The sequence below is a fragment of the Gilvimarinus chinensis DSM 19667 genome, from assembly GCF_000377745.1.
Taxonomy (GTDB): Bacteria; Pseudomonadota; Gammaproteobacteria; order Pseudomonadales; family Cellvibrionaceae; genus Gilvimarinus; species Gilvimarinus chinensis.
In genome coordinates this window covers 112,771-136,828 of the sequence record NZ_KB898706.1, presented here as the reverse complement: position 1 = coordinate 136,828, position 24,058 = coordinate 112,771, and the positions used below count along the sequence as shown (strand labels likewise).

Annotated in this window: 20 protein-coding genes; 11 read left to right on the top strand and 9 right to left on the bottom strand. The window is 53.5% G+C overall.

The window, feature by feature from the left end; all coding sequences use genetic code 11:
- The first annotated feature begins 20 nt into the window (after window positions 1-20).
- From D568_RS0100710 to D568_RS0100695, 4 genes are all read left to right on the top strand, one after another.
- A complete protein-coding gene (locus D568_RS0100710; RefSeq protein ID WP_020207631.1) occupies window positions 21-2,024 on the top strand; it encodes a protein-disulfide reductase DsbD family protein in 2,004 nt (667 codons plus the stop codon).
- On the top strand, window positions 2,021-2,626 hold the full coding sequence (locus D568_RS0100705) for a thioredoxin family protein (protein WP_020207630.1): 606 nt from the start codon (window positions 2,021-2,023) through the stop codon (window positions 2,624-2,626). Before D568_RS0100710 ends, D568_RS0100705 begins: the two co-directional genes overlap by 4 nt.
- Window positions 2,627-2,782: 156 nt before the next feature.
- Window positions 2,783-3,373, top strand: a complete 591-nt coding sequence (locus D568_RS0100700; RefSeq protein WP_020207629.1) for a DUF938 domain-containing protein — start codon at window positions 2,783-2,785, stop codon at window positions 3,371-3,373.
- A complete protein-coding gene (locus D568_RS0100695; protein ID WP_020207628.1) occupies window positions 3,370-3,786 on the top strand; it encodes an MAPEG family protein in 417 nt (138 codons plus the stop codon). Before D568_RS0100700 ends, D568_RS0100695 begins: the two co-directional genes overlap by 4 nt.
- Window positions 3,787-4,162: 376 nt before the next feature.
- Here the strand turns inward: D568_RS0100695 and D568_RS18755 are convergent, their stop codons facing one another.
- From D568_RS18755 to D568_RS0100675, 4 genes are all read right to left on the bottom strand, one after another.
- Entirely contained in the window at window positions 4,163-4,621 is a 459-nt protein-coding gene (locus D568_RS18755; protein WP_020207627.1) for an SOS response-associated peptidase, read from the bottom strand.
- A 421-nt stretch (window positions 4,622-5,042) separates the two neighbouring features.
- On the bottom strand, window positions 5,043-5,297 hold the full coding sequence (locus D568_RS18750; RefSeq protein WP_020207626.1) for an SOS response-associated peptidase family protein: 255 nt from the start codon (window positions 5,295-5,297) through the stop codon (window positions 5,043-5,045).
- 216 nt (window positions 5,298-5,513) lie between these two features.
- On the bottom strand, window positions 5,514-6,026 hold the full coding sequence (locus tag D568_RS0100680; protein ID WP_020207625.1) for a hypothetical protein: 513 nt from the start codon (window positions 6,024-6,026) through the stop codon (window positions 5,514-5,516).
- 120 nt (window positions 6,027-6,146) lie between these two features.
- The gene (locus D568_RS0100675; protein WP_020207624.1) at window positions 6,147-6,629 is read right to left on the bottom strand and encodes a superinfection exclusion B family protein; all 483 of its coding nucleotides are present in this window, start codon (window positions 6,627-6,629) and stop codon (window positions 6,147-6,149) included.
- Window positions 6,630-7,565: 936 nt separating this feature from the next.
- Between D568_RS0100675 and D568_RS0100670 the strand changes: the two genes are divergently transcribed.
- From D568_RS0100670 to D568_RS0100640, 7 genes are all read left to right on the top strand, one after another.
- Window positions 7,566-11,147, top strand: coding sequence for a 3-keto-alpha-glucoside-1,2-lyase-like domain-containing protein (locus D568_RS0100670; protein ID WP_020207623.1), 3,582 nt, complete (start codon window positions 7,566-7,568; stop codon window positions 11,145-11,147).
- A gap of 124 nt (window positions 11,148-11,271) precedes the next feature.
- Window positions 11,272-12,462, top strand: a complete 1,191-nt coding sequence (locus tag D568_RS0100665; RefSeq protein ID WP_020207622.1) for a BamA/TamA family outer membrane protein — start codon at window positions 11,272-11,274, stop codon at window positions 12,460-12,462.
- Window positions 12,463-12,466: 4 nt separating this feature from the next.
- Window positions 12,467-13,057, top strand: coding sequence for a DUF1294 domain-containing protein (locus tag D568_RS0100660; RefSeq protein WP_020207621.1), 591 nt, complete (start codon window positions 12,467-12,469; stop codon window positions 13,055-13,057).
- A gap of 820 nt (window positions 13,058-13,877) precedes the next feature.
- On the top strand, window positions 13,878-14,516 hold the full coding sequence (locus D568_RS20820; RefSeq protein WP_020207620.1) for a hypothetical protein: 639 nt from the start codon (window positions 13,878-13,880) through the stop codon (window positions 14,514-14,516).
- Between the two features lie 6 nt (window positions 14,517-14,522).
- Window positions 14,523-15,779, top strand: coding sequence for a flagellar assembly protein T N-terminal domain-containing protein (locus D568_RS0100650; RefSeq protein WP_020207619.1), 1,257 nt, complete (start codon window positions 14,523-14,525; stop codon window positions 15,777-15,779).
- A gap of 36 nt (window positions 15,780-15,815) precedes the next feature.
- A complete protein-coding gene (locus D568_RS0100645) occupies window positions 15,816-17,009 on the top strand; it encodes a BaiN/RdsA family NAD(P)/FAD-dependent oxidoreductase (protein ID WP_020207618.1) in 1,194 nt (397 codons plus the stop codon).
- Window positions 17,010-17,372: 363 nt separating this feature from the next.
- Window positions 17,373-18,512 (top strand): MFS transporter, encoded by a 1,140-nt coding sequence (locus tag D568_RS0100640; RefSeq protein WP_020207617.1) that lies wholly within the window; start codon window positions 17,373-17,375, stop codon window positions 18,510-18,512.
- Window positions 18,513-18,561: 49 nt separating this feature from the next.
- On the opposite strand, the gene D568_RS0100635 is transcribed toward D568_RS0100640, so the two are convergent.
- From D568_RS0100635 to D568_RS0100615, 5 genes are all read right to left on the bottom strand, one after another.
- Window positions 18,562-19,116 (bottom strand): hypothetical protein, encoded by a 555-nt coding sequence (locus tag D568_RS0100635; RefSeq protein WP_020207616.1) that lies wholly within the window; start codon window positions 19,114-19,116, stop codon window positions 18,562-18,564.
- Between the two features lie 358 nt (window positions 19,117-19,474).
- Window positions 19,475-20,473 (bottom strand): NADP-dependent oxidoreductase, encoded by a 999-nt coding sequence (locus D568_RS0100630; protein WP_020207615.1) that lies wholly within the window; start codon window positions 20,471-20,473, stop codon window positions 19,475-19,477.
- Window positions 20,474-20,705: 232 nt separating this feature from the next.
- Complete coding sequence (locus D568_RS0100625; RefSeq protein ID WP_020207614.1) at window positions 20,706-21,800, bottom strand: putative urea ABC transporter substrate-binding protein; 1,095 nt, start codon at window positions 21,798-21,800, stop codon at window positions 20,706-20,708.
- Between the two features lie 17 nt (window positions 21,801-21,817).
- A complete protein-coding gene (locus D568_RS0100620) occupies window positions 21,818-22,765 on the bottom strand; it encodes a hypothetical protein (RefSeq protein WP_020207613.1) in 948 nt (315 codons plus the stop codon).
- 9 nt (window positions 22,766-22,774) lie between these two features.
- Window positions 22,775-23,809, bottom strand: coding sequence for an isopenicillin N synthase family dioxygenase (locus tag D568_RS0100615; protein ID WP_020207612.1), 1,035 nt, complete (start codon window positions 23,807-23,809; stop codon window positions 22,775-22,777).
- Between the last annotated feature and the right edge of the window lie 249 nt (window positions 23,810-24,058).

Sequence of the window (24,058 nt, the reverse complement as noted above, 5' to 3'; positions counted from 1 at the left end):
CCCAACCAAAAGACACCGCTATGCGTCCTATTACCCAACTGATAATTTTTTTATTGTTCAGTATTTTCTCCCCCCTGGGGAGTGCGCAAACCAGCGCCAGCGGCGATCATGTCAAGGTCCGTTTAGTTGCTCCCGAACAATTAGGCAGCGGCAAAAACACCCTGGCCTTTTATTTTGAGGTCGACCCCCACTGGCATGTGTACTGGCGCAACGCCGGCGACTCGGGAGCGGCACCTAAATTTAATATCCGCAGCGACAGCGCCAATATTGGTGGTATTCAGTGGCCCTTTCCCACCCGCCTGCCGGTGGAGCATTTAACCAACTTAGGTTACGAGGGCAATGTCGCCTACCTGTTTGAGCTGACCCCCAAAACCAATGCAAAAACGGTGGAGCTCAATATCGACCTAGAATGGCTGGTGTGCAAAATCGATTGCATCCCGGGCTTTGGCAGCATGACAACCGAACTGCCCGTGGGCAGCGAAGCGAGCTGGAGCGCAGAAGACAAAACGCTAATAGAAAACTGGCAAGCGCGTATTCCCCAAGCAGCTGCCAATAGCCCCTGGCAAGCTGAGTCTTTACTGACGGGCGCGGACAACACCTTGCAACTTAGCCTGCATGGTAACGGCGAAGCACCCAATGTATTTCCCCTGGACGGCGCGCTACTGGCGGCGGCCAGCCCCGAGCGCAACAGCACCGACAGCGGCTACCGCTATACCTTTGAGCGCCAGCCGGGCGTCGACCTGCCCGCCCATACCGGCTTTGTAATCAGCGATGGCGAGCAAGCCTGGCAGCTGGACAGAGTCCCCTTAGGCAGTGCGCCACCGCCTAAGGCTAATCAACCCCTGTGGTTGCTGCTTTTGGCCGCGTTTGTGGGCGGGGTGATTTTAAATTTAATGCCCTGCGTATTTCCGGTGTTGTCGATTAAATTGTTCGGCTTAATTAACAGCGGCGCAGGTGCGAGTACTCGCACGCGCGAAGGCTTACTGTACAGCGCCGGGGTACTGGCTACCTTTGCCGCCCTGGGCGGCCTGCTGCTGGCACTACGCGCCGGTGGCGCGGCCATTGGCTGGGGCTTTCAATTGCAGTCCGCCCCCGTGGTGCTGGGGTTAATTGTTTTATTCTGGCTGATGGCCTTGGCCTTTAGCGGCGTGTTTGAGTTCGGCCACCGTTTAATGCAAATGGCAGGCAACGCCTCGGGTGGCTCTTTTGTCACCGGGGTACTCGCCGTATTTGTCGCCGCCCCTTGCACCGGGCCGTTTATGGGCGCCGCCCTGGGCGCGGCGGCTGTGTTGCCAGCGGCCTCAGCCATGGTGATATTTTTGGGCCTGGGGGCGGGCCTTGCCGCCCCCTTTTTACTGCTGACCCTATCCCCGGCGCTACTCGCCCGCCTGCCCCGCCCAGGCCCCTGGATGGACACTTTGCGCCAGCTGTTCGCCTTTCCTTTATACGCCACGGTTATCTGGCTGCTGTGGGTGTTGGGCCAACTGGCGGGCGACAGCGGCTGGCTGCTGGGCAGCAGCTTATTATTGACCCTGGCGTTTTGCCTGTGGCTGGGCGGTAAAGGCGGCAAGCTCTGGCGTCTGGTGGCATGGGTGCTGGCACTGGCCGCACTGGTAGTGACCTTTGCCCGCCTAGCCCCCAGCGAACCTGCCTCCATCACAGGTGAGGGCATCTGGCAGGGCTACAATGCCGACTTAATCCAGCAGGCCCGCGCCGACGGCCAAGCGGTATTTATCGACTACACCGCCGCCTGGTGCATTACCTGCCAGGTGAATAAAAAGCTGGTGCTGAACACCGAACACACCACCGAGCTATTTAAACAGCACAATGTGCTCGCCATTCGCGCCGACTGGACCCGCCACGACCCGGCCATTACCGACGCACTGAGCCAACTGGGGCGCAACTCCGTACCTGTTTACGCCTGGTATGCGCCGGGCGCCGAATCTGCCCAGCTCTTGCCGCAAATTCTGCAAGAGCGCATGATTACCCAACTGTTTGCCAACCCTCAAGGAGACGACCGATGAACATCATCAAGCAAGGTTTACTGGCTAGCGTTTTATCTCTGCCCGCTCTGGCATTTGCCGTTGCCACCCCCGGCGAGCCCGCACCGGATTTCTCCGAAACCGACGCCGCAGGCGACACCCACACCCTGGCCGACTACGAGGGCGAATGGCTGGTACTGGAATGGTTTAACAAAGACTGCCCCTACGTGCGCAAGCACTACGGCAGCGACAATATGCAATCGCTGCAAGAAAAGTACACCGCGCAAGACGTAAACTGGCTGACCATTATTTCCTCCGCCGAAGGCAAGCAAGGTTACTTGAAGCCCGACGAGGCCATGGCCGAAGCCAAAGCCCACAACATGCACAACAGCGCCCCCTTACTGCTTGATCCGGACGGCAGCATGGGCCGTGCCTACGGCGCCAAAACCACTCCACATATGTACATCATCAACCCCGAGGGCACCTTGGTATACGCGGGCGCCATCGACGATAACGACTCCGCCAACCCAGCGGTTATCCCCGACTCTAAAAACTATGTAGTGGCCGCTTTGGATGCTGCCATGGCCGGTGAGCCGGTGGAAGAGCCATCCACCCGCGCTTATGGGTGTAGTGTTAAGTATTAAAAGCCGGGGAACGGGTTAAGGATAACGGGGACCGAGGTGCGGGGGAACGGAAAATTTTTCTCCCCCTACTCCGTTCCCCGTCCACCGTTGCCCCTCACCCTTTTAACGCAGCACTAAACACCCCAGCCACCACTACTCTCAATAAACGATCTCTCTATGTCCCTACCTTTTTCTCAAGCCTGCGAAAACAACAAAGACCCAATCCTTGCCATTTTAAAATCGGCGTTTGCCAAATCCAGTCGCATACTGGAAGTCGGCTCGGGCACCGGGCAACACGCGGTTTACTTCGCGCCCAATCTGCCGCATGTAATCTGGCAGACCAGTGATCTGGAAATTAATCACGCCGGTATCAACCAGTGGATAGACGCCGAGCCCAGCGATAACTTACAGCGGCCCGTGGTATTCGATTTATCCAACCCCCAGTGGCCGGGCGGTTTCGATGGGGTTTACTCGGCCAATACCGCGCATATTGTCAGCTGGCCATTGGTGCAAAACCTATTTCGCGAAGTGGGAAAGCATTTACCCCAGGGTGGCATTTTTGCGCTGTACGGCCCCTTTAATTACGGCGGCAAATACACCAGCGACAGCAACGCAGCGTTTGATCAAATGCTGCGCGAGCGCGACCCGGCCAGCGGCATTCGCGATTTTGAAAACGTTGAGGCGCTAGCAAACGAGTGCGGCTTAACGCTAAAAGAAGATTGCGCCATGCCCGCCAACAACCGTTTATTGTTATGGAGCAAAACATGAACTACGACTACAGCGTTACCTTTATCGGCTTTTTTATTGCCCTGCTAACCTTGTTTTTACAATCCATTATCGCCGCTGGTAGCAAAGCCAAACAACCGGGCGCGGTACCGGGAAAAATCAGCGATAACTTATCTCACGATTCGTTTGTATTCCGCGCTCACCGCACCTTTATGAACTCGCTGGAAAACATGCCGCTGTTTATCGGTAGCGTATTGCTGGGTATTTTTGCCGGCGCCCACCCGCGCTGGTTAGGCGTGGCGGTAATGGTCTACGCCTTTGCGCGTATTGTGCATATGATTCTTTACTACGCTATCGCCACAGAGAAAAACCCCAGCCCGCGCAGTTACTTTTTTGGAATTGCGTTGTTGGCGCAGGTTGGGATTTTGGTGTTGGTGGGAGTAGCGGTAGTTTAGTTTTGCCCTCAATCGCCGGGCGGGCGAAGCACTTTTCTGCTTGTCCAGAAAAGTACTCAAAAGAGGACACCCCGGTTCACGGCCCTTCGGGTTCCCTCATTCCGGCCAATTTTTGAGGGCCGTATCGACGCGCCTTCCCTGGCGCGGCGATACTTGCGTGAGCGTCCTGCTCACTTACCCACAAAAATAGGCCTCCAATCGGCTCGCTCTCAGGGGATATGAGTGCCGAAAATCACCTCGGGTTCAGGCGTTTACATTAAGAGGCCTTTTCTACTGCCAACTCTTCGTCATTGATTGCGATGCATAGAGCGAGCGCTTCCTCTACGCTGCCGAACAGGTATTGCCTGGCTTCGTTAGGGCGAATGAGCGCCGGCATTCAGTGATGATATTTAGAAGCTAACGTATTGGGTGCGGTAGTGAGGGTGACAAGCTCAGGTGTGTCACCTGGGTAGTAGATACCCGCCATCAATAGGCCCTGATTAGCAGGATCATGAAAGTGGTATTTTTGCTTTCGCGACCCGCCTTCGTCACGCCATTCATAGTAACCAACGCAAGGCACCAGGCATCGAGTGCGCTGGAATGCGTCTTTGAAGGTTCGTTTTTCAGCAACCGACTCAGCTTGGGCGTTGATAAGCAGCTTCTTTGCCCAGGCGGGCTGTATTCCCCAGGTGGTATCTATACGCGCCAATTGACCGTCGATACCCCCGATTGTTAACACGCGCTGTGTGGGGCGTACATCGGCGTTGCCTGGTGGCGGCGTGCCGATATCTACGCCTATCGCTAGGCAGAGCGCCTGAACCAAGGGGGAGTCGACTACATTCAGACGGCCGCACATGGCCACACCTCCGTTGAGTTACATGGTTGAGGAGCATCTAGGTCAAGCATTATATTTTATACTTTGATGTGGAATGTGAAGCCTAACCCGAACCTACAAATTCACGATTCAAGACCTGACCCCTGCCTTTTGGGAGTTTTTTATGTGCCCGTGTCGCCGGGCGGGCGAGCTACTTCTTTGGTGAGCAAAGAAGTAGCCAAGAAACTCACCCCGGAGATCCCGCCCTTCGGGTTCCCTCTCTTCAGCCTGTTTTTGCGGGCCGCATCGACAGGCCATCCCTGGCCAGACGATGCTTGTGCGCACGCCCTGTGCGCGTACCCCCAAAAAGCAGGCCTCCGTTCGGCTGGCTCTACGGGGGCCAAAAGCGGCACTTCGTAGCCACCTCCCGACAGCCAAATTCACAATTCAAGACCTGACCCCTTTACTCCTTGAAGGTTCGTTTTTCAGCAACCGACTCAGCTTGGGCGTTGATAAGCAGCTTCTTTGCCCAGGCGGGCTGTATTCCCCAGGTGGTGTCTATACGCGCCAATTGGCCGTCGACACCCCCGATTGTCAACACACGCTGTGTGGGACGTACATCGGCGTTGCCTGGTGGCGGCGTGCCTATATCTAGGCCTATCGCTAGGCAGAGCGCCTGAACCAAGGGGGAGTCGACTACATTCAGACGGCCGCACATGGCCACACCTCCGTTGGGTTATATGGTTAAAAAGCTTGGCCCCTCATCCACTTTTATACGTAGTGGTCTGACTATAAGAAGAAGCCCAGCAACTAATAGCCAAATTCACAATTCAAGACCTGACCCTCACCTACACAGCGGTATTTTTGGAAGAGCCGTTGTGTGGCACACACCACACAAAATAGCGATGGAAAAAATGTCCGCTGATGCAATTTTTTATACCCTTCCGAGATCTTTCTTAGCATGTGTAATTATCATTTTGAGTCTTGGTTTAATAAGCTTTTCTACATTCTCAGCGTGCTCTGCAATTGCTTCAGACTCTTCAGGTGTGTTCGGATAATAATACCTTTCGTCGTCCGCTCTAAAGTTTTCATTCCAAAGATCACTTTCCAATGCATCCAGTTCATCAATTACCTCTCTAGGTAAAAGTAGGCTGCCAATACAAGTAGTTTTCGCTATCACCCTACGAGCTTCTGCAAAGGTCGGCCAATTACCGCCCTCTATTCCTTGAGTACCTTTAGTAGGTATCATTTTTTGATAGCAATATGTCTCGTTGGCCCAAAGTAACATAGCTTCTAGCGCTGACAATACATCTTGATAGGCCTGATACTTTTCTTGCCATATTTTCTCATTTTTGAATTTTCGTATTGCCAGTAAAGAACCGAAAAATGCGGCCAATAGCGCAGTACAAAATGATATAAACCATACTGGTATTTCTATTTCTGGCACAAAACTTCCTTTAGGTTATAACGCTGAGTGAAGCGGCAGTTTGTGGAGTGGCGTTTTGTGCTAGCGTAGCGGTCAGCACAAAGGAAGCTACGGAAAAAAATGTCCGACTGGCACGCTTTGTTAGGAGTTTTTCTTGGCATACTTATCAACACCTAGATTAAAAATATTGGTGTCTAAAGCGAATGTTTCAGTCATGCCATCTGCCATTACGGAAGACCAGATTAACTCGCGCTGAATCAAAGATTCAATCGCAGCAGAGGGTATTGGGAGGTTGTTGACTTGTCGCCAAGTCAACACACTACCACCAGCCTCAACAAATGATTTGACCACATTCAGCTCTTCTTCACTTAGCTTATCAAAGGAATACTTTGCGTTTTCTTCGTCAATCTTTCTTTGGCTTTTCCTCTTATGCTTTTCGTTAAAGCTTGAAGCAATAATTCTAAAAATTGGAAATGCAATAATCGCTGAAAAAGCGGAAATAACCCAATCATCTGATAAAAGATAAACTGAAAGACCGATAATCCCTGATAAAGACGTCGCTATTCCTCTGCCGAAATCATCTTCAGAGTAAACACGATCAGCCCACTTCTCTATTGATTTCATGCGGACTCCTAACAGCTAATTCATGAGCATGGTCATATATAGACATTATGTGTATATCTAACCATATGTTTCTATATGTAGACATCTCTAAATATAAACATGACCGAGACTTCAGAGGGCACCTTCTCTCTAATCGCAATTTCTAGCAAGCCGCTCAGGGCTCCACTGAAAAACAAGCAACTCGGAAACGTAAAAATGAAGGGCATGCGTCAATGATTAGATACTGCCCTGTTCTGTTCCCAGCCTCCTGGCTACGTGACCGCTTTATAGTTGTTTTTCGAGACAACCATGAACGCATGTTTTGATGAGGAAAATAGTGCCATGGGTTAGCCCGTTTTGCAACGGGTTAACGTCGGACGCCTGATGTCGGAGGTCTGACGCTAGAGCAAGGCTTTGCCTCATTATGCCCGATGGGCTAGACCTAGCTACGAAGCACCGCTTTTTTGCCCCGTTTACATCTAGGCCGAATGGAAATCGATTTTAGCGGGTAAGCAAACAGGACGTTTGCACAAGTATCGTTAGGCCACGGACGGCCTATCGATACGGCCTGCTAAAATCGATTGGAATGAGGGGTGAGGTCTAGCGTTTGCAAAGCACTGCTTTGCGCGTAACCGAACGACAGCAGGCTGTGCTTGCTGGCCGGACGCTTCGCGCCGCAGGGACCAGTTGTTGGGCGAGGTGTTGACGTGAAGGGAATCACTAATGCCGTGGGCGCATGGATGCGCAGGAACGGCGGCGGTACTTTTTGCCGAAAAAAGTAACTCGCAACGCCCGGCGACACGGGCCTATAAACACCGCGCGATAGCGCGCCCCCCCCCACCAACCATCAAGAAAAGTAAAACCCCCTTTCTAACATCGATGAAAACGTATGCATAAACTCCGCATCCCAAACCGCCTGTGGCAAACTAAACTCCTAAAAATAAACAGGAGACCACCATGGGCCCTTATGCAACCCCCACACTGAAAGCCTGCTTAATCGCGGGCAGCGCTTTACTCAGCGCCTGCCAACCCGACACACCCGCCGCCGAACAAAGCGTGCAAAGCCCGCCGATGACGGGCCAGATGACCGCGTTTCGCTCGGTGCTGGACGGCAAACCCCGCGTGTTAACCCTGCGCTTGGGCGATGACCTGAGCCTTGCCTACGACACAGACGCGGGCACCTTATTTAAAGTGTGGGATGGCCAGGTGGAGTTTTCCGGCGCGGTGTACGACCAGAAGCACGGCCCTCAGCCCGCCACACCGGGGCGGGATTACCTGAAAAATGAAAACGTCCGCTGGCAAGGCGCTATTGAATTTAAAGGCCACCGCTTAAACGGTAACACCCCCACCCTGCTGTACGCGGGCGACGGCATTAATATAGAAGAAACCCCCGGTTATCAAATGCAGGGGGAACAGGCCGTGGTAACACGCCAGTTTGTTGTCACTGGCGGTACGGCGAGTTTAAGTGGCTTACAACTGCCACAAAACCATTCTGTGAGTGGCACGGGTGAGCTTAACGGCGACCGCCTGATTCTTAAACCGGGCACGACCGAATTAACCCTGCACTATTCCGCCCTGCCCCAAGCAAGCGAGCAAGCCAACGGGCAAAATGATGCACCGGCCGAGGCAGAACAGCACCCGGGCGAAGCATTAATAGCCGGTAGTGACTGCGCCGCCTGCCACAACCCCGAGGTAAAAACCGTGGGGCCGTCTTACGCCTCCATTGCCCAGCGCTATATCAATGAAAGCGGCGCGCGGGAGATGCTGGCGCAAAAGATTATCGACGGTGGTGCGGGCAACTGGGGGCAGATACCCATGACCCCGCACCCCAGTTTAAGCGCCGAAGACGCCGCCACCATGGTGGATTATATTTTCACCTTGGCACCGGCTGCCGAGCCCGTTGCCGACGGTGCAAACCCCTTGGCGCAACCGGCGGTGGCGGTTAACTTAAAAGACACCACGCCCGAGCTAAACGAAAACGCGGCGGGCGCGCTGTTTTACCTGCATTATTTTTCCGGCGACCAACCCAATGTGGATGTACTGCGCAATACCCCACCGGCGCTGGCCGCGCACAGTGCGCAAATTCATTTGCCCGACATCGATGCCTTTGAGCCGATTAAAGAGCGCTTTGCGTATCAGGTAAAAACCAACTTAAAGCTGGATAAGCCACTGCAAACCACCTTGCGTTTGGTGAGCGACGACGGCTCTTATTTGTATTTAAACGGCGAGCTTGCCATTAACCACTGGGGCTTTCACGGCCCCGACCCCATGGACGCCACCATCGATTTAGAAGCGGGCCTGCACCCGCTGGAGATTATTTATTTTCAGGGCACCTCGGGCGCGGCCCTATCGCTGCAATGGAAAAACCCTGCCACCGGCAAGTTTGAGTTAATCCCCGAATCCATGCTGGTGGTTACGCCCAATGATCTGCGCACGGTAGAGCCGGTGGTTACCGACCCGGATATTGTGAAAACCGTGCCCGGGGATATGCGCGAAGTGGCGGGCGTGCACCCGTCGTTTGATTTGCATCAGGCGCGCCCGGAAGAATTTGAACCCATGGTGGGCGGGCTGGACTTTTTGCCCGACGGCCGTTTGGTAGTCTCCACTTGGGACCCGGAAGGTTCGGTGTATATTGTCTCGGGTTGGGATGCGGCGCCGGAAAACATTCAGGTTAAACGCATCGCCCGCGGGCTGGCCGAGCCCTTGGGCTTAAAAGTGGTGGACGGCGATATTTACGTGCTGCAAAAGCAAGAGCTGACCCGCCTGGTGGATGTCAATGGCGATGAAATTATTGACGAGTATCGGCTGGTGGCAAACGACTGGTCGGTAACCGGCAACTTTCACGAGTTTGCCTTTGGCCTGGAGTATCAAGACGGCTATTTTTACGGCGCTTTGGCCACCGCTATTTTACCCGGCGGCGCCAGTGCCGACCCGCAGGCGCCCGATCGCGGCCATGCGTTTAAGGTGAACAAAAGCACCGGCGAAGTCACCATGATTGCCTCGGGCCTGCGCACCCCCAACGGCATTGGTTTTGGCATTGACGAGCAACTGTTTATTGCCGACAACCAGGGCGACTGGATTCCGTCCAGCAAAATTATCGAGTTAACCGAAGGCGCCTGGTATGGCTCGCGCTCGGTGGATTTTGCCGGCACCGAAAACTTAACCGAAACCCTGCCGGTGGTGTGGCTGCCGCAAGATGAAATTGGCAACTCGCCGAGCGAGCCCGCGCCGCTTAACCTAGGCCCCTACCAAAACCAGATGATTCACGGCGAAGTCACCCACGGCGGCATTAAGCGCGTGTTTGCCGAGCGCATTAACGGCCGTTTGCAGGGCGCGGTATTTCGCTTTACCCAGGGCTTAGAAGCCGGTGTTAACCGCTTGCAATGGGCGCCCGATGGCTCGCTGATTGTGGGTGGCGTAGGCAACCCCGGCAACTGGGCCCACGCCGGTGGCAAGTGGTATGGCTTGCAGCGTTTAAACTACAACGGCAATACCGCCTTTGAAATGTTAAGCGTTAGCGCCCGCAGCGACGGTTTTGAAATTACCTTTACCGAACCGGTGGCCGCCGGGCAAAACATTACCGCCGAAGACTTTGAGGTTATTCAGTGGCGTTACGAACCGACCAGCGAATACGGCGGCCCGAAACTGGACAAAGGCCCGCTAAAAGTTGAAGCGTTTTCGCTGTCGCAAGATCGCCGCCGCGCGCAATTTAAATTGGCGGGGCTAAAAGAAAACCACTTGGTGTATTTCCGCATTAAACGCGGCTTTGTGAGCGAAAGCGAGAACGAGCTGTGGACCACCGAAGCCTGGTACACCTTAAACGCAATTCCGGCAAACAAACCCGTTGCCATCAACACTGACTACCAGCCACGTAATAACCGCTTAAGCGAAGCGGAAAAAACCGACGGCTGGCAGTTATTATTTGACGGTAAAACCCTAAACGGTTTACGCAACTACAACAGCGATCAGTTAGGCGAGCGCTGGGTAGTGGACAATGGCGCGCTGCATTTAACCGGCCGCACCGCCGCCGACCAAGGCTGGAAAACACCGGGCGGTGGCGATGTGGTGATTACCCCGGCACCGGTGGAAAACTTTGAACTCTATTTGGAGTGGAAGCTGGCCGAAGACGGCAACAGCGGCATTCTGTATAAAGTAAAAGAAACGCCCGAACTTGAGCACTCGTACCAGAGCGGGCCGGAGTACCAGCTGTTGGATAACCCGGGCCACCCGGACGGCAAAATCGAAAAACACCGCGCGGGCGATTTGTACGATTTGATTAAGTCCAAGTTCGTGACCGTGCTGCCAGCCGGGCAGTGGAACCGCACCCGTCTGGTGGTGAACAACGGCAAAATTGAACACTGGTTAAACGGCTACAAGCTGGTGCAGGCGGATACCACCTCGCCCGAGTGGCAGCAGTTAATTGGCAACAGCAAGTTTGCCGACTGGCCCGAGTTTGCCAACAACAACGAAGGGCATATTGTGTTGCAAGACCATGGCGATAAAGTCTGGTTTCGCAATATCAAACTCAAGCCGCTTTAAGCGCGTTGGCTGTTTCAATACCAGCTGTTCTATAACACTTTTGCGCCCCGTTAACCGGGGCGCGCCTATCCTTACCTGACCCGATCCGCTACCATTTACGCTCAGTGCTCCACAAGGATAGGTTATGAAGCTTCCAGCCCCCATTAAAGCAGCGCCCCTGTTGCTTGCGTTCAGCGCCCCTCAGGTTTTTGCCATCAGCGAAGAGTTTATCGACCCAGACGACGGCATGCTGGACGCCAGCCAGTATTTGAGCCAGCGCATGCTGGGCTTTTTGCCCGTGCCCATCATTATTACCGAACCGGCCACGGGTAACGGCCTGGGGGTTATGGGTGTATTTTTTCACGAGTCTGAGGCGCAAAAACAAGACAAGCAGAACACGGGCATCATCCCCGAGAACATCACTATTTTAGGCGCCGGAGCCACCGAAAACGGCAGTATGTTTGGCGGGGCCGGACATATTGGGTTTTGGCGCGACGACACCATTCGCTACAAAGGCGGCATTGGCTACCCGGATATGAACCTGAATTTTTACCGCATTGCCAATGTGGATTTACAAAACCCCATTGAGCTGAATGTGAGCGGGCCCGCCATACTGCAAAAACTCACCTTTCGCCTGGGCGACAGCAAATGGTTTGCGGGCTTTTACCAAACCTATCAGCGCATGGAAACCAGGCTCGCTGACGATTTTAATATCGACCTGCTGCCCAACGATGAGCTGAACGAAAAAGTCGAGGCCTTTTTGCAAAACCGCCTCAACATCAGCGAAAACACCTCGGGCCTGGGGTTATTGGTTGAGTATGATTCGCGCGACAACCCCATGAACCCCGAGGCAGGCTACAACTACCGCGCCCGGGCCGTGCGCTTTGATGACGCCATTGGCAGTGATTTGAACTACACCCAGTATCAATTTACCGGGCTTAATTACTGGAAGCTAAGCGACACCTTCAACCTGGGCCTGCGCCTGGATTACCAAAGCGTTGAGGCCGCCAGCGGCGAAACCCTGCCCCCCTACGCCCTGCCCGGTTTGCGCATGCGCGGTGTACCCGCCGCCCGCTACCAGAATAACCAGGCGTTTCTGACCGAAATTGAAGCCACCTACAAGTTTACGCCACGCTGGCACCTTAAAGGCTTTGGCGGCGCGGGCTTTGTGGCCGACAGCTGGAGCAATTTAACCAGCGACGCCGAAGACGTAGACAGCTACGGCACCGGCTTTCGCTACCTGATCGCCAAGCGCTACGGCTTTACCATGGGTGTGGATGTGGCCTGGGGGCCGGAAGAGTCCGCTTACTACATTCAAGCCGGTTCCAGCTGGTAAGCCCATGGCCAGAGGTAAACTGATCCGCTGGAACGACGCACGCGGCTTTGGCTTTTTGGCTTATGAAGAAAACGGTGTTGAAGGTGAACTCTTCGCCCACATTCGCGACTTTAAAGGCAGGGGCCGCCCGTCCGAGGGCGATGAATTTACGTTTAACATCGCCCCAGGCAAAAACGGCAAAAGCAAAGCGGTAAACATTCGCGCCACCGGGTTCAACCTCTCTGCCCCCATTATCGCCCTGCTCGCGGCCGCTGCCTGGCTCTCTTTGGTGTACTTTTTAGAACATCAACAGCGGGCCGATGCCGGTAGCAGCGTTTATTACCTGCTGGCGTCAGCCCTCAGCCTGGCGGTATTCGGCTGGGATAAATTTCAAGCACCGCGTAACGGCCGCCGCGTACCCGAGGCCAACCTACTGCTGTTAACCGCCGCCGGTGGCTGGCCGGGTGGTCTTGTTGCCCGACACCTTTTCCGACATAAAACTCGCAAACAACCTTTCCGGTTTATTTTCTGGCTGCTGACAATCCTCAATGCAACGGCGTTTTTCTTTCTGTTTAGCGAACCGGGTAAAACCCTACTCTCGGGTTGGATAGGGTAAGGGTTATTACTCCTGTCTTGTCCGCCCCTGGTGTCGCACGCTGCTTTCGGAACAGATGCTGAAATTGAATTTCAGACTTTAATAAGCCCGTGTCGCCGGGCGTTGCGAGTTACTTTTTAGGGGTAAAAAGTAACCAAAAACCCTTCCCCGGAGATCCCGCCCTACGGCGCGAAGCGTCCGGCCAGCAAGCACAGCTTCCTGTCGTTCGGCTGACGCGCAAAGCAGTGCTTTGCAAACGCTAGACCTCACCCCTCACTCCAGCCTGTTTTTACGGGCCTCATCGATAGGCCTTACCCCAGGGCACCCTCTCTTGCTACGCAATTCACCTTGTCCCTGGCCAGACGATGCTTGTGCGCACGTCCTGTGCGCGTACCCCCAAAAACAGACTTCCGTTCGGCGGGCTCTACGGGGCCAAAAACGCGGCTGCGCAGCAGACACTTGCTTGGCTCTGCCATGGGCAAAAATGGATTTTAACCAGAGGTGAAATCGTAGAACCGGCTGGGTTTTTGCCCCGTTTACATCTAGGCCGAATGGAGATCGATTTTAGGGGGTAAGCAAACAGGACGTTTGCGCAAGTATCGCCAGCGCATGGACGCGCTGTCGATACGGCCCGCTAAAATCGATTGGAATGAGGGAACCCGAAGGGCCAGATGTTGGGGCGCGGCTTTTGGGTACTTTTGGCCAAGACCAAAAGTACCTCGCAACGCCCGGCGACACGGGCATATAAAACGACTAACAGACCGTTTTTCAACGGACAGCTAAACAATTCCAGCCACTGGCCGATACGGGTTCTATCGACGATTGATTTCAAGGACCCAGTATGAACCGCCGCCTGTTGCTCGTGATTTCACTGTTTTTATCAAGCCTGTTAAGTGGCTGCGGTATTATTGAATGCCAAATTTGCGGCGGCTATGACGCCAGTACGGCCAATGCCTCGGCAACGGCGTCGGCCAGCGCAACCGCCAGTGCCAACGCCCAAAGCACCACCACCTTATACCCTGCGCCCGTTACCATCACTGCGGTGGGCTATGGCGCGCTGGACCCTGCCCTTGCGGGCAACCCACCGCAGCAAGAGTTAATGGCGCTGCGCGCCTCGGAAGTGGAAGCCTACCGAACCCTGGCCGAACGTGTGCGCGGTGTAGAAATTACCGCCGACACTCGGGTGGCGGACTTTTTAACCGAACACGACCGTATTTACGCACTGGTAGACACCTTTGTGCTGGTTAAATCCCGCGTGATTAGCCAGGGCATTAACCGCAAGGGCTACTATGAAACCACCGTGGCCCTGTCACTGGATACCGATTTTTATCGCGACCCTATCGGCGCCATGCAATCGGACATTGAAAACTCGGGCACGGCGTACCACAAAACCGCGCCAAAAGCCGAGCAACCTCGCACCGCGTCGGTCACCGCCAAGCACTTTGACATTGGCACTTACGCTCAACTGTCTAACAGGTAAATCGTTATGCTGCGCTCCTTCGTTCACCTAGCCACTTTTTTAGCCTTGCTGATCGGCGCGGCCGCCGCGCAGGCCGACATCATTACCGCACAGGGTAAAAGCAGTGTGGTGAACGGGGATGTTACTGGCGCGCGTCAGGCCGCCATCCGCGACGCCGCTCGCACAGCGCTGATGCAGGCGGGCTTTGATTTACGCAGCAGCACCAACGTGATTAACGTGACCGAGGTAAACGACCAGATTCGCGTGAGCACACGCGGCCAAATTCAAGCCATGGATGTGATCGACGAATCACTGCAAAAAGGCATTTATCAGGTCACGGTGAACGCGGACATTCGCGATAGCAGCATTCACGCCGCCGAGTGCCCAGTAGCGCCCTACAGCAAATCGCTGTTGGTTACGGCGTTTAACAATCGCAAACCACAGTCGGTGCGCGTGGGCAAACTGTACAACGCCGAAAGCGCTATCGCGCAAACTCTGGCCGAACGCCTGTACCCGCAGCAAAACCTGGAGGTGCAAACCCAGCCCGAGCTGACCCTGGCCAGCGGCAACCGTTTGCTCAGTAACCACTACGAAGTGTTTAACGCGGTGCAACTGGTGGCCAGCCAATACCAAACCCAATACGTGGTTACCGGCACCATTGAAGATATGTCTATGGCCAACCCGGACTACTTCCGTTACAACAGTCTGGGGCGCACGGGCAATCGCGTCGGCAGCACCCTGAAAAGCTGGGTGGGTGCCAACCCGGCGGATATTCGCGAGCGCCAGTTCAGTTTTCGCCTGATGCTGCACGATGGCGTCACCGGCACCCGCATTTTTGATAAAACCTACTCCACCCGTGGCCTGTGGGATGCGGACTACACCGCCGCCACCGGCTTTGCCAGCCCGGGCTTCTGGGCCACAGATTACGGCCAGGCTGCCGACAAGCTGTTAAGCCAGGCTGCGCTGGAGTTGGGGCAAAAAGCTCTGTGTCAGCCGTTTATGGCGCCGGTAAAAGTTTCGGCCCGCGACAGCCAGGTGTACGTACTGGCCGGTGCCAACAGTGGCGTCAATGTGGGTGACACCTTTAACATTTACGCCGAAGGCGAGGCGCCCTTTGCCAATATCGAGCACTTTGGCACCATGGCCTTAGCGCCCTCGGCCTACAAAAAGCTGGACCACACCAGCGCCCAGTTACAGATCACACAAACCTACCCCGGCTACAGCATCGGCACCTTCGATGCCCCCCTGCAGCCGTACCTCAGGTACATGGCCGTCGCACACTGAGGTATCATGCCCGTTTTTCTGCGGGCATGATGTTGTATGAACCACTATGATTGCGTGATTATCGGCGCTGGCGCCGCTGGCTTAATGTGCGCCGCTACCGCAGGCCAGCGGGGCAGAACCGTCGCGTTGTTAGACCACGCCAATAAAGTGGGCAAAAAAATTCTTATGTCCGGCGGCGGACGCTGCAACTTTACCAACTACGACATCACCCCAAGCAACTACCTGTCGGCCAACCCGCACTTTTGCAAATCCGCCCTGTCGCGTTTTACCCAGTGGGATTTTATTGCGCTGGTGGAAAAACACGGCCTCGCCTACCACGAAAAAACCTTGGGGCAATTGTTTTGCGATAACAAAGCCCGCGATCTGTTGAACATATTACTCGCCGAATGCGAGCTGGGCGGTGTGGACATTCGCACTCACTGCGAAATTTTTGAAATTAAAAAGCACAGCGACGGCGGTTTTGTCATCACTACCGGGCTAGGCTTGTACCAGTGTGACTCGCTGGTTATTGCCACCGGCGGTTTGTCCATTCCCACCATGGGCGCCACCGGTTTTGGTTACGACATTGCCAAACAGTTTGGCCTGAAAGTGACCGCCCGCAACGCCAGCCTAGTGCCGTTTACTTTTAAAGGCGACTGGCTAACGCTGGCACAACAGTTGGCAGGCGTTGCCGCCGATGCCAGCGTGGAATGTAATGGTCAGGTATTTCGCGAGGCCTTGCTGTTTACTCACAAAGGCATCAGCGGCCCCGCCGTACTGCAAATTTCCAACTACTGGAACCCGGGCGACACCGTCACCGTTAACTGGCTGCCCGAGCTGAACTTACCGCAACAATTGCACACCTGGCGCCAGCGCGCCGAAAAATCACAATTAACAACCCTGCTTAGCCCCTGGCTCGCCAAACGGTTTATTACCCAGTGGCTTGCGCATCACGGCTTACCACATTTACTAACCAAGTCACTGGCGGACTGGAGCAACGGCGACATCGACAACCTTAACCACGTGCTCTGCGCCTGGCCCATGCAACCGACCGGCACCGAAGGCTACCGCACCGCCGAAGTCACCAAGGGCGGTATAGATACCGACGGCGTTTCCTCCAAAACCTTTGCGGCAAAAACAGAACCGAATTTGTACTTTATTGGCGAAGTACTGGACGTAACCGGCTGGCTGGGCGGGTATAACTTTCAGTGGGCGTGGGCGAGTGGGTATTGTGCGGGGCAGTATGTTTGAGGTTTTGTGTTTAGCAACACTGCATGAGAAGGCGGGATTCGGCTCCAGAAAGCTCACCCCCAGAGTCAGCATCCGCTCAGCTAAGCTCAATGATAAACCAGCCACAGCCCCACCCGAGTTTGATTCCCTATCCTTTCGTATAAGTCTCTGCCCGGCGGTGAAAAATATACTGCGTGGCCAAGCACATGTTTAAAATCAGACATTAATAGGTGTTTAAAATCCGCAATGATAGCTGAGCTAAACCAACAGATGACTGTGCGGAGAAAAATGAGGTCAGCAACTAACAAATACTTTCACACAACCCCTTGGTATTCCCACTGTATCAGTGTCTAATCTCGCTACATTTATTTCCTGGAGCTCTGTGTGACGTCCGTAACTTCGGCTAATACCCCTGCTACCCGTTTAGCAACCCGGCTTGGTTTTCTTGTGGCGGGTTTTGGTATTGCCTGCTGGGCGCCTATGGTGCCTTTTGCCAAGCAGCACTTAAACCTGAGCGATGCGTTACTGGGGCTCCTGCTGCTGTGTATTGGTATTGGTTCGGTGGGGGCGATGGTGCTGACCGGCATGATTGCCACACGCCACGGCAGCCGACCGGTGATTATTGTCAGCGGTTTTGCGCTTCTGGCTATTTTGCCGTTGCTGACGCTTGCACCGGGCCCGCTGTATTTAGGTGCGGCTTTGCTGGCTTTTGGCGCGGCGCTGGGCTCGTTAGATGTTGCTATTAACCTGCACGCGGTTGAAGTAGAGCAAGCCGCCAATAAACCCATGATGTCTGGCTTTCATGCGCTGTTTAGCCTGGGCGGGTTCCTCGGTGCGGGGCTGATGACGCTACTGCTCTCAACGGGCAGTCCGCTGCTGGTCGCAAGCCTGGCCTGTGCAGCTATTATGCTACTGGCCATGGGCCTTACGGCGCCAAGGTTACTGCGCGATAAACCCGAGGCCAGCGATACGCTGTTCGCCGTTCCCCGTGGAGTCGTATTGTTACTCGCGACGCTTACAGCCATTGCCTTTTTGGTGGAAGGGGCGATTTTAGATTGGAGCGCGGTGTTGATTACCGAGACAAACTTGGTGAACGAACACAGCGGCGGCCTTGGCTACATGCTGTTTGCGATAATGATGGTAGTGGGTCGGTTCAGCGGCGATGTCTTATCCGAAAAACTGGGTGACACTAAACTTTTATTGATCAGCGCGATGCTGGCCATTGCAGGGTTTGCAGTACTGCTTAGCGTGCAGCAGACTTACATTGCCTTAAGCGGTTTTTTACTGATCGGCTTGGGGCTAGCCAACATCGTCCCCGTGCTGTTTCGCCGCGCGGGCACGCAAAGCATTATGCCCCCGGCGCTGGCCATCGCCAGTGTTACCACTATAGGCTATGCCGGTATTTTATTAGGCCCAGCGGCCATTGGATTTATTGCGCAGAATATAGGGCTAGCAACTTCTTTCTGGATGCTAGCCCTACTGTTATTTGGGGTAGTACTATCAGCCCCGAAAGCGTGCCGGTAAATCAAAGTCGAAACTACTGCCGACCCTGGGTCGGCAGCTATTCACAGCCTTAGCTAAATGTCATAGAGCTATCGTTATTGCGGGTAGGCAGGTTGCCACCATTCTCGTCTTGGGCGCCCACATCACTTTTGGGATCACCTGAGGAGGCGACGTAAGTGTTACCCATTTCGCTGCTAATCTGCAGCACAAAGATAAAAGCGCTGGCGGTCACTTCAACGTTCGGGTACTGACCAGTCACTTCAAGGTCTACATTCACATGGCCGTTAACCTGCTGGGATTGCTGAACTTCATGAAATACCTTTTTAATTTCTTCTTTGTGAGCTTCGGCATTTGCATGCACGCCTAACCAACTCCAAAATGCGGAGATCCCACCAGAAATACCGTAACTTTTACGCATTTCCTGATAAGTTTTAGACGTTTCAATATTGGTAATTTTGAAATCAAAACCGCCGCTTAACTTGCCCCAGGCACCAGCACCCGAAACACTTACGGCCACACCAGAGATATTCCCTTTCTTTTTAGAAACCTGGTAAGAGTTAACGTCAGCTTTTGTCGGTGCCATGGCAATGGCATTTTCAATGGGAGCTATATTTAAAGATGTCATCGATTCCTTCCTCTGTAGTTAAGTGAAATTTGGATACGCTTATGTATCCGCACCTGAAGCCTAGTGCTGATCGCTTCACAAAAAAATTACAGAGAATTACAGTGGCGCACATAGCTTCACAATGGCGCTTCATTTTTCAAAACCGGGCATCTTTAGATGCTCCGACTCGATAAAATCTTTACACCCGATTAGAGAAAGAACTGTCATTACCACCTAATGCCGCATTAGTATTTAATGTTCCATAAGCACGTATTTAATAAAGGGCGTATTGAAAAGCGCTGCGAATAACACAGCGCCTTGGTTCGATTTTTCAGTGAATCAGAAAAGAGAGACTCATAAAAAGAAAGAAGAATTACTTTTAAAGCTCTACCAGCAACTTACCTTTATTTTCACCGCTAAAGAACAAGTTCAACCCATCAATTGCACTGTTTAGCCCTTCGAGGGTATGAGCGCGATATTTTATATTACCGGCTTCAACGTAAGGCATCAGTTGCGATATTAACTGGGGGGCGTTGTGTAGATGATCTGGCATCGCAAAACCCTGAATAGTGATGCGTTGTTTGATCAGTGGAATCCAATTCGGCCCTGGGCGAGGCTGCTCTGCTTGGTAATCGGCAATCATACCGCATACCACAATCCGACCATGGGTGTTCATCCGGTTGAAGATGTCATCTTGAATGGGCCCGCCCGTGTTTTCGAAAAACACATCGATTTTATCTGGGGTAAGCGCTTCTAGCTGAGCCCCAAGGTTTGGCGTGTTGTAGTTAATGGCGCCGTCAAAGCCCAGCTCGTTAACTATCCAATCTGCTTTTTCATCACTGCCCACGACACCTATCACACGTAGGCCATTGGCTTTACCCAGTTGGCCAACAATAGAGCCCACCGACCCGGCGGCCCCGGTGACTACTAATGTCTCGCCCGCTTTTGGCTTGCCAATATTGAGCAGCCCCTGCACCGCGGTTAGCCCCGGAAGGGACAGGACGCTCAACGCCATTTCTTCGCTTACACCCGGCTGCAGTTTGGTAAGCCCCTGACCGTCACTGGTGGCGTATTCACGCCAGCCCAGCATACCCATTACCCGGTCACCTTCGGCAAAATCAGAATGTTTTGAGGCGACTACCTCACCAATCCCATTACTGCGCATTACCTCACCCAGCTGTACAGGCGGTATGTAGCTTTCGGTGTCGTCCGTCATCCAGCCCAGCATGGCCGGGTCTAGTGACATGTGCGTTTGTTTGATCAGCACCTCCCCTTGCTCAGGCTCGGGCACAGGGGCCGAGACGACATCAAACAGTTGGGGCGTAATTTTGCCCTGGCGATAATATTCTTTGAGACGGATTTCGGTATAACTGGTCATAAAGCCTCCTGCGACTGAACGAGTACGTAAGACTTCAGTGTAGGCGACGGATAAAGAGTTCAACCGGCTTTACAAAAGTTTGTGAAAGCCAACATGAAAAGTGAAAACTAAGAGAAGTTCTTGAATGAACCGTTTTGGTAGATTGAATAGGTATAAGCAAGTATAAAAAGGTAGCCGAAAAAAAGCCCGGGGCTTAACGCACCCGGGCAAAGAACTTACAGAGAAATCGAGATTACAGTTTCCCATCCGCAGCCATTTTCACGTAGCTGGCATCAAAGCGAAGTTTAATGTTGCTTTTGTCGCCAAGTACGGCGCCATCGGCGAACTCCATACCGACGACATCCGGGCTTGGGCTGGCTTCGCCCAGCAGACCTTTGTCAAAAGAGAACTGGCGCACTTTATCCATAAAACCCAGAAGATCCTTATTGCTGGCAAACTCATACGCCGACGCAGGTGTGTAGAACAGCATGGTGTCGGCCAACTGCGCTTCGTACCCGGCTAAATCGGTACCGGCTTGGTCGGCCATATAGCTGCGCGCGGCCTTCGCTTCTTCCGAGTCGCCCTGCATCAGGGCCAGAGTTTCAAACCAGGCACCCACCAGCGCTTTACCAAAGGCAGGGTTGTCTTTCAGGGTGTCGGTATTGGCGGCCATCATGTCGATAATTTCACCCGGTATTTCTTTTGAGGTGAACACTTCCGTAGCATCTTCGGCACGGTCGAGAATAATCCCCAGCTGCGGGTTCCACACGGCAGCGGCGGTGACGTCATCGGTCATAAACGTTGACACCGCATCCGCATCTGAAGTGTTCACCACGGTCACGTCGCGCTCTGACATGCCGTTCATATCCAGTGCACGGGCCAAAAAGTAGTGAGACACAGAAAGCTCTACCAGGTTAACGTTACGGCCTTTAATGTCGGCGATGCTGTCGGCGTTTTTAAGTACAAGACCATCGTTACCGTTTGAGTAGTCACCCAAAATCAAGCCGGTGGTATCCACACCGTAAGCAGCCGGAATAGTCAGCGCATCCATATTGGTCATGGCGCAGGCGTCAAATTCACCGGCCGTAAACTGGTTAATGGATTCGATGTAGTCGTTCATCTGCACCACTTCAATCTCAATGCCGTATTTATCGGCCCATTTTTTAATAATGCCTTTGTCGTTGGCATAAGCCCAAGGCATCCAGCCCGCGTAAATAGACCAGGCAACTTTAAAGGATTTTTTCTCGGCCGCTTGCACGGATGCAGCACCAAACATCAACGCCAGAAAACACAACGCAGCGGTAATTTTTTTACTGTGTACACTCAATAGACTAAGGAGCTTTTTCATCGTTTGACCTCTCGGCATTAATAACAGGGTTGGGTATAACGGCACAGGGTTTCGCTTTCGCGGTCAAACCACTGCTTTGATGGTTCGCAGGTTGGCGTTGTCTGAGTAAACTCAACTCCCGATTCAATGGTATCGATCGCGTAGACTCTTTCTACGACACTGCCATCGGTAGCTGCAAAATTTTGCGTAAGCGTTTTTGAGTCTGGACTTATACTGAACCCATCCAGGCTAAAAATTTCTTTACCAATGCGCTCGGGGCAAGTACTTAAGGAAACCGCAAAGCCATTTTGCATTGAGCCTTTGGCAACCGAAGTTTCAAAATCGAAAAGCTGACTTAAGGCTGCTTTATCGCCCACCGCGGATTGCGCTTTTTCACGCAAGGCATTAGCAGAATCGGCCATGATAGGCTCCGGCCGCCCCAGCACCAGTGCTGCGTAATCACCGCAAATAATCAAACCACCGCTGTTACGAGTAATGGTTTGTGTGCTTAGGTTTTTTTCTTGCAGTAATCTCAAGCCAATCAGCGGGCCCGGCGCGCTTGGCTGCAAACGCCAGTCTTCTACATAGGCGTCGCTGGGGCAGAATTCCATCATGCAGTTGCCAACCCGTTTCAGGTAAGCAGGCTCTTGCCAGCGGCCGTGCAGCTGCAGCGCGATTTCATTTTCCCAGGCTAACGTTTCACCGTTCCATACGCTGTCGGCCACCCAGCCTTCATAGTTACCCAAGGTGCGTAATTCCGCCGCGCTGTACTCTTGCAATGGCTTGTTAACAACTTGCTCACTTTCTATGGGCAGGCGTAAATCAATGGTGAAGTTGCGGCTTTGCAGCCAGCACACATGGGTTTTTGTGTCTGTCTCGCCATTGGAAAAACTGATGCTGCGACGCTTAAAGTAGCCCAGCATCCAATCGGGCACGCCACTTTTCGCAGCAGAGGCGTGGTTATTAACTATGTCTACTAAATGCATACCCAGCTCCTATTGGCCGTGATAGCCAAAGCTATCCACCGATTGAGAGTTTTCGGGCAGGCTGATTTCGCCGCGCGCGAGTTTGTTTTTCAAATAGGTAAACGTTTGAATGGTTTGCGCGTATAAATGGTCGCCGCATTTAAGGGAAATGTAGTCGCGGTCCGGATTTGCTTTTGTCAGCGATTCAATAGGCGCAATTTCGGTGTCGTAATCGCAGGCGCAAAACAGTGGAAAGGAATAACGCTCTTCTTTTACCTTACGCACTCTGTGAGAAGTGGCCACAAACTGGCCATTACTTAACACCTCCAGCATGTCGCCAATGTTGATCACAAACGCGTTGTCTTTGAGAGGAACGTCAATCCATTCCCCCGCACCGTTTAATACCTCAAGCCCCGGAGCGGTAGGCAGCAAAATAGTGAAGCATTCGTAATCGGTATGGGCGCCAATGCCCGGGCGGTCCGAGGGCGCTTGCTCGTTGTAAGGGTAGTGAATCATCCGCAGCTGACTCGGCGGATGGTTAACATGGCGGCTTAGCGCGTTTTCATCAAGCTGTAAGGCCAGAGCAAAACCGCGAAATAATGCGTCGGCTACATTCAGAGCCGCCTGATAATAGCTTTTTACATCCTCTTTAAAACCGGGCGCATCTGGCCACTGGGTTGGCCCCAACATGGGCCGACGGCCGAGCTCGGCGCGGTAGTCGTAGTTAACGTCGTAGGCTTCTTTACAGTCCACCGCGCCATCACCGAGCTTTTCCTCCCCTTCGGGCACATAGCCGCTGTGGTTCTCGGATTGGCCGATGTAAAAACGCATTTTTTCGTCTAAAGGCTGGGCAAAGTAATCTTTAGCGCGGGACAGTAAACGCGACTGCAGTTCTGGGCTGACACCATGGCCGGTGATGTATAAAAACCCCACCTCACGAGCGGCGCGGCCGAGTTCATCGGCCACGGCCTGACGATCAGCAACATTGGCACTGAACAAACCCGCGATATCAACGCAAGGCAATGCGGTAAACGCAGTATGGGGGGATGGCGAATTGTCTGGCACTGGGCAACCTCCTGAATAAAGTTGAATATTCAAAACGCCGCCTGGTCGTCCAGACAAAAGAAACGGCAAGCCGCTCCGGGTCGTCCCGGATGCTTCTTGTCGTTATATCAGCAAAGCTTATACCAATGTGCGAGAACGCGCTTCAACCGCTGATACTCCGCACTTTTGAATTCTAACCAAGGCACCCGCCAAGACCGCAGGATCCAATGCAGTGCACAATAACGTAATGACGCACCAATAACGTAACAA

Coding starts and splice junctions, on each gene's coding strand:
- D568_RS0100625 (WP_020207614.1), bottom strand. CDS start 21,800: ATGAAAAAGCTCCTTAGTCTATTGAGTGTACACAGTAAAAAAATTACC.
- D568_RS0100665 (WP_020207622.1), top strand. CDS start 11,272: ATGAAGCTTCCAGCCCCCATTAAAGCAGCGCCCCTGTTGCTTGCGTTC.
- D568_RS18755 (WP_020207627.1), bottom strand. CDS start 4,621: ATGTGCGGCCGTCTGAATGTAGTCGACTCCCCCTTGGTTCAGGCGCTC.
- D568_RS0100710 (WP_020207631.1), top strand. CDS start 21: ATGCGTCCTATTACCCAACTGATAATTTTTTTATTGTTCAGTATTTTC.
- D568_RS0100635 (WP_020207616.1), bottom strand. CDS start 19,116: ATGACATCTTTAAATATAGCTCCCATTGAAAATGCCATTGCCATGGCA.
- D568_RS0100675 (WP_020207624.1), bottom strand. CDS start 6,629: ATGAAATCAATAGAGAAGTGGGCTGATCGTGTTTACTCTGAAGATGAT.
- D568_RS0100660 (WP_020207621.1), top strand. CDS start 12,467: ATGGCCAGAGGTAAACTGATCCGCTGGAACGACGCACGCGGCTTTGGC.
- D568_RS0100645 (WP_020207618.1), top strand. CDS start 15,816: ATGAACCACTATGATTGCGTGATTATCGGCGCTGGCGCCGCTGGCTTA.
- D568_RS0100630 (WP_020207615.1), bottom strand. CDS start 20,473: ATGACCAGTTATACCGAAATCCGTCTCAAAGAATATTATCGCCAGGGC.
- D568_RS18750 (WP_020207626.1), bottom strand. CDS start 5,297: ATGTGCGGCCGTCTGAATGTAGTCGACTCCCCCTTGGTTCAGGCGCTC.
- D568_RS0100620 (WP_020207613.1), bottom strand. CDS start 22,765: ATGCATTTAGTAGACATAGTTAATAACCACGCCTCTGCTGCGAAAAGT.
- D568_RS0100670 (WP_020207623.1), top strand. CDS start 7,566: ATGGGCCCTTATGCAACCCCCACACTGAAAGCCTGCTTAATCGCGGGC.
- D568_RS0100650 (WP_020207619.1), top strand. CDS start 14,523: ATGCTGCGCTCCTTCGTTCACCTAGCCACTTTTTTAGCCTTGCTGATC.
- D568_RS0100705 (WP_020207630.1), top strand. CDS start 2,021: ATGAACATCATCAAGCAAGGTTTACTGGCTAGCGTTTTATCTCTGCCC.
- D568_RS20820 (WP_020207620.1), top strand. CDS start 13,878: ATGAACCGCCGCCTGTTGCTCGTGATTTCACTGTTTTTATCAAGCCTG.
- D568_RS0100700 (WP_020207629.1), top strand. CDS start 2,783: ATGTCCCTACCTTTTTCTCAAGCCTGCGAAAACAACAAAGACCCAATC.
- D568_RS0100695 (WP_020207628.1), top strand. CDS start 3,370: ATGAACTACGACTACAGCGTTACCTTTATCGGCTTTTTTATTGCCCTG.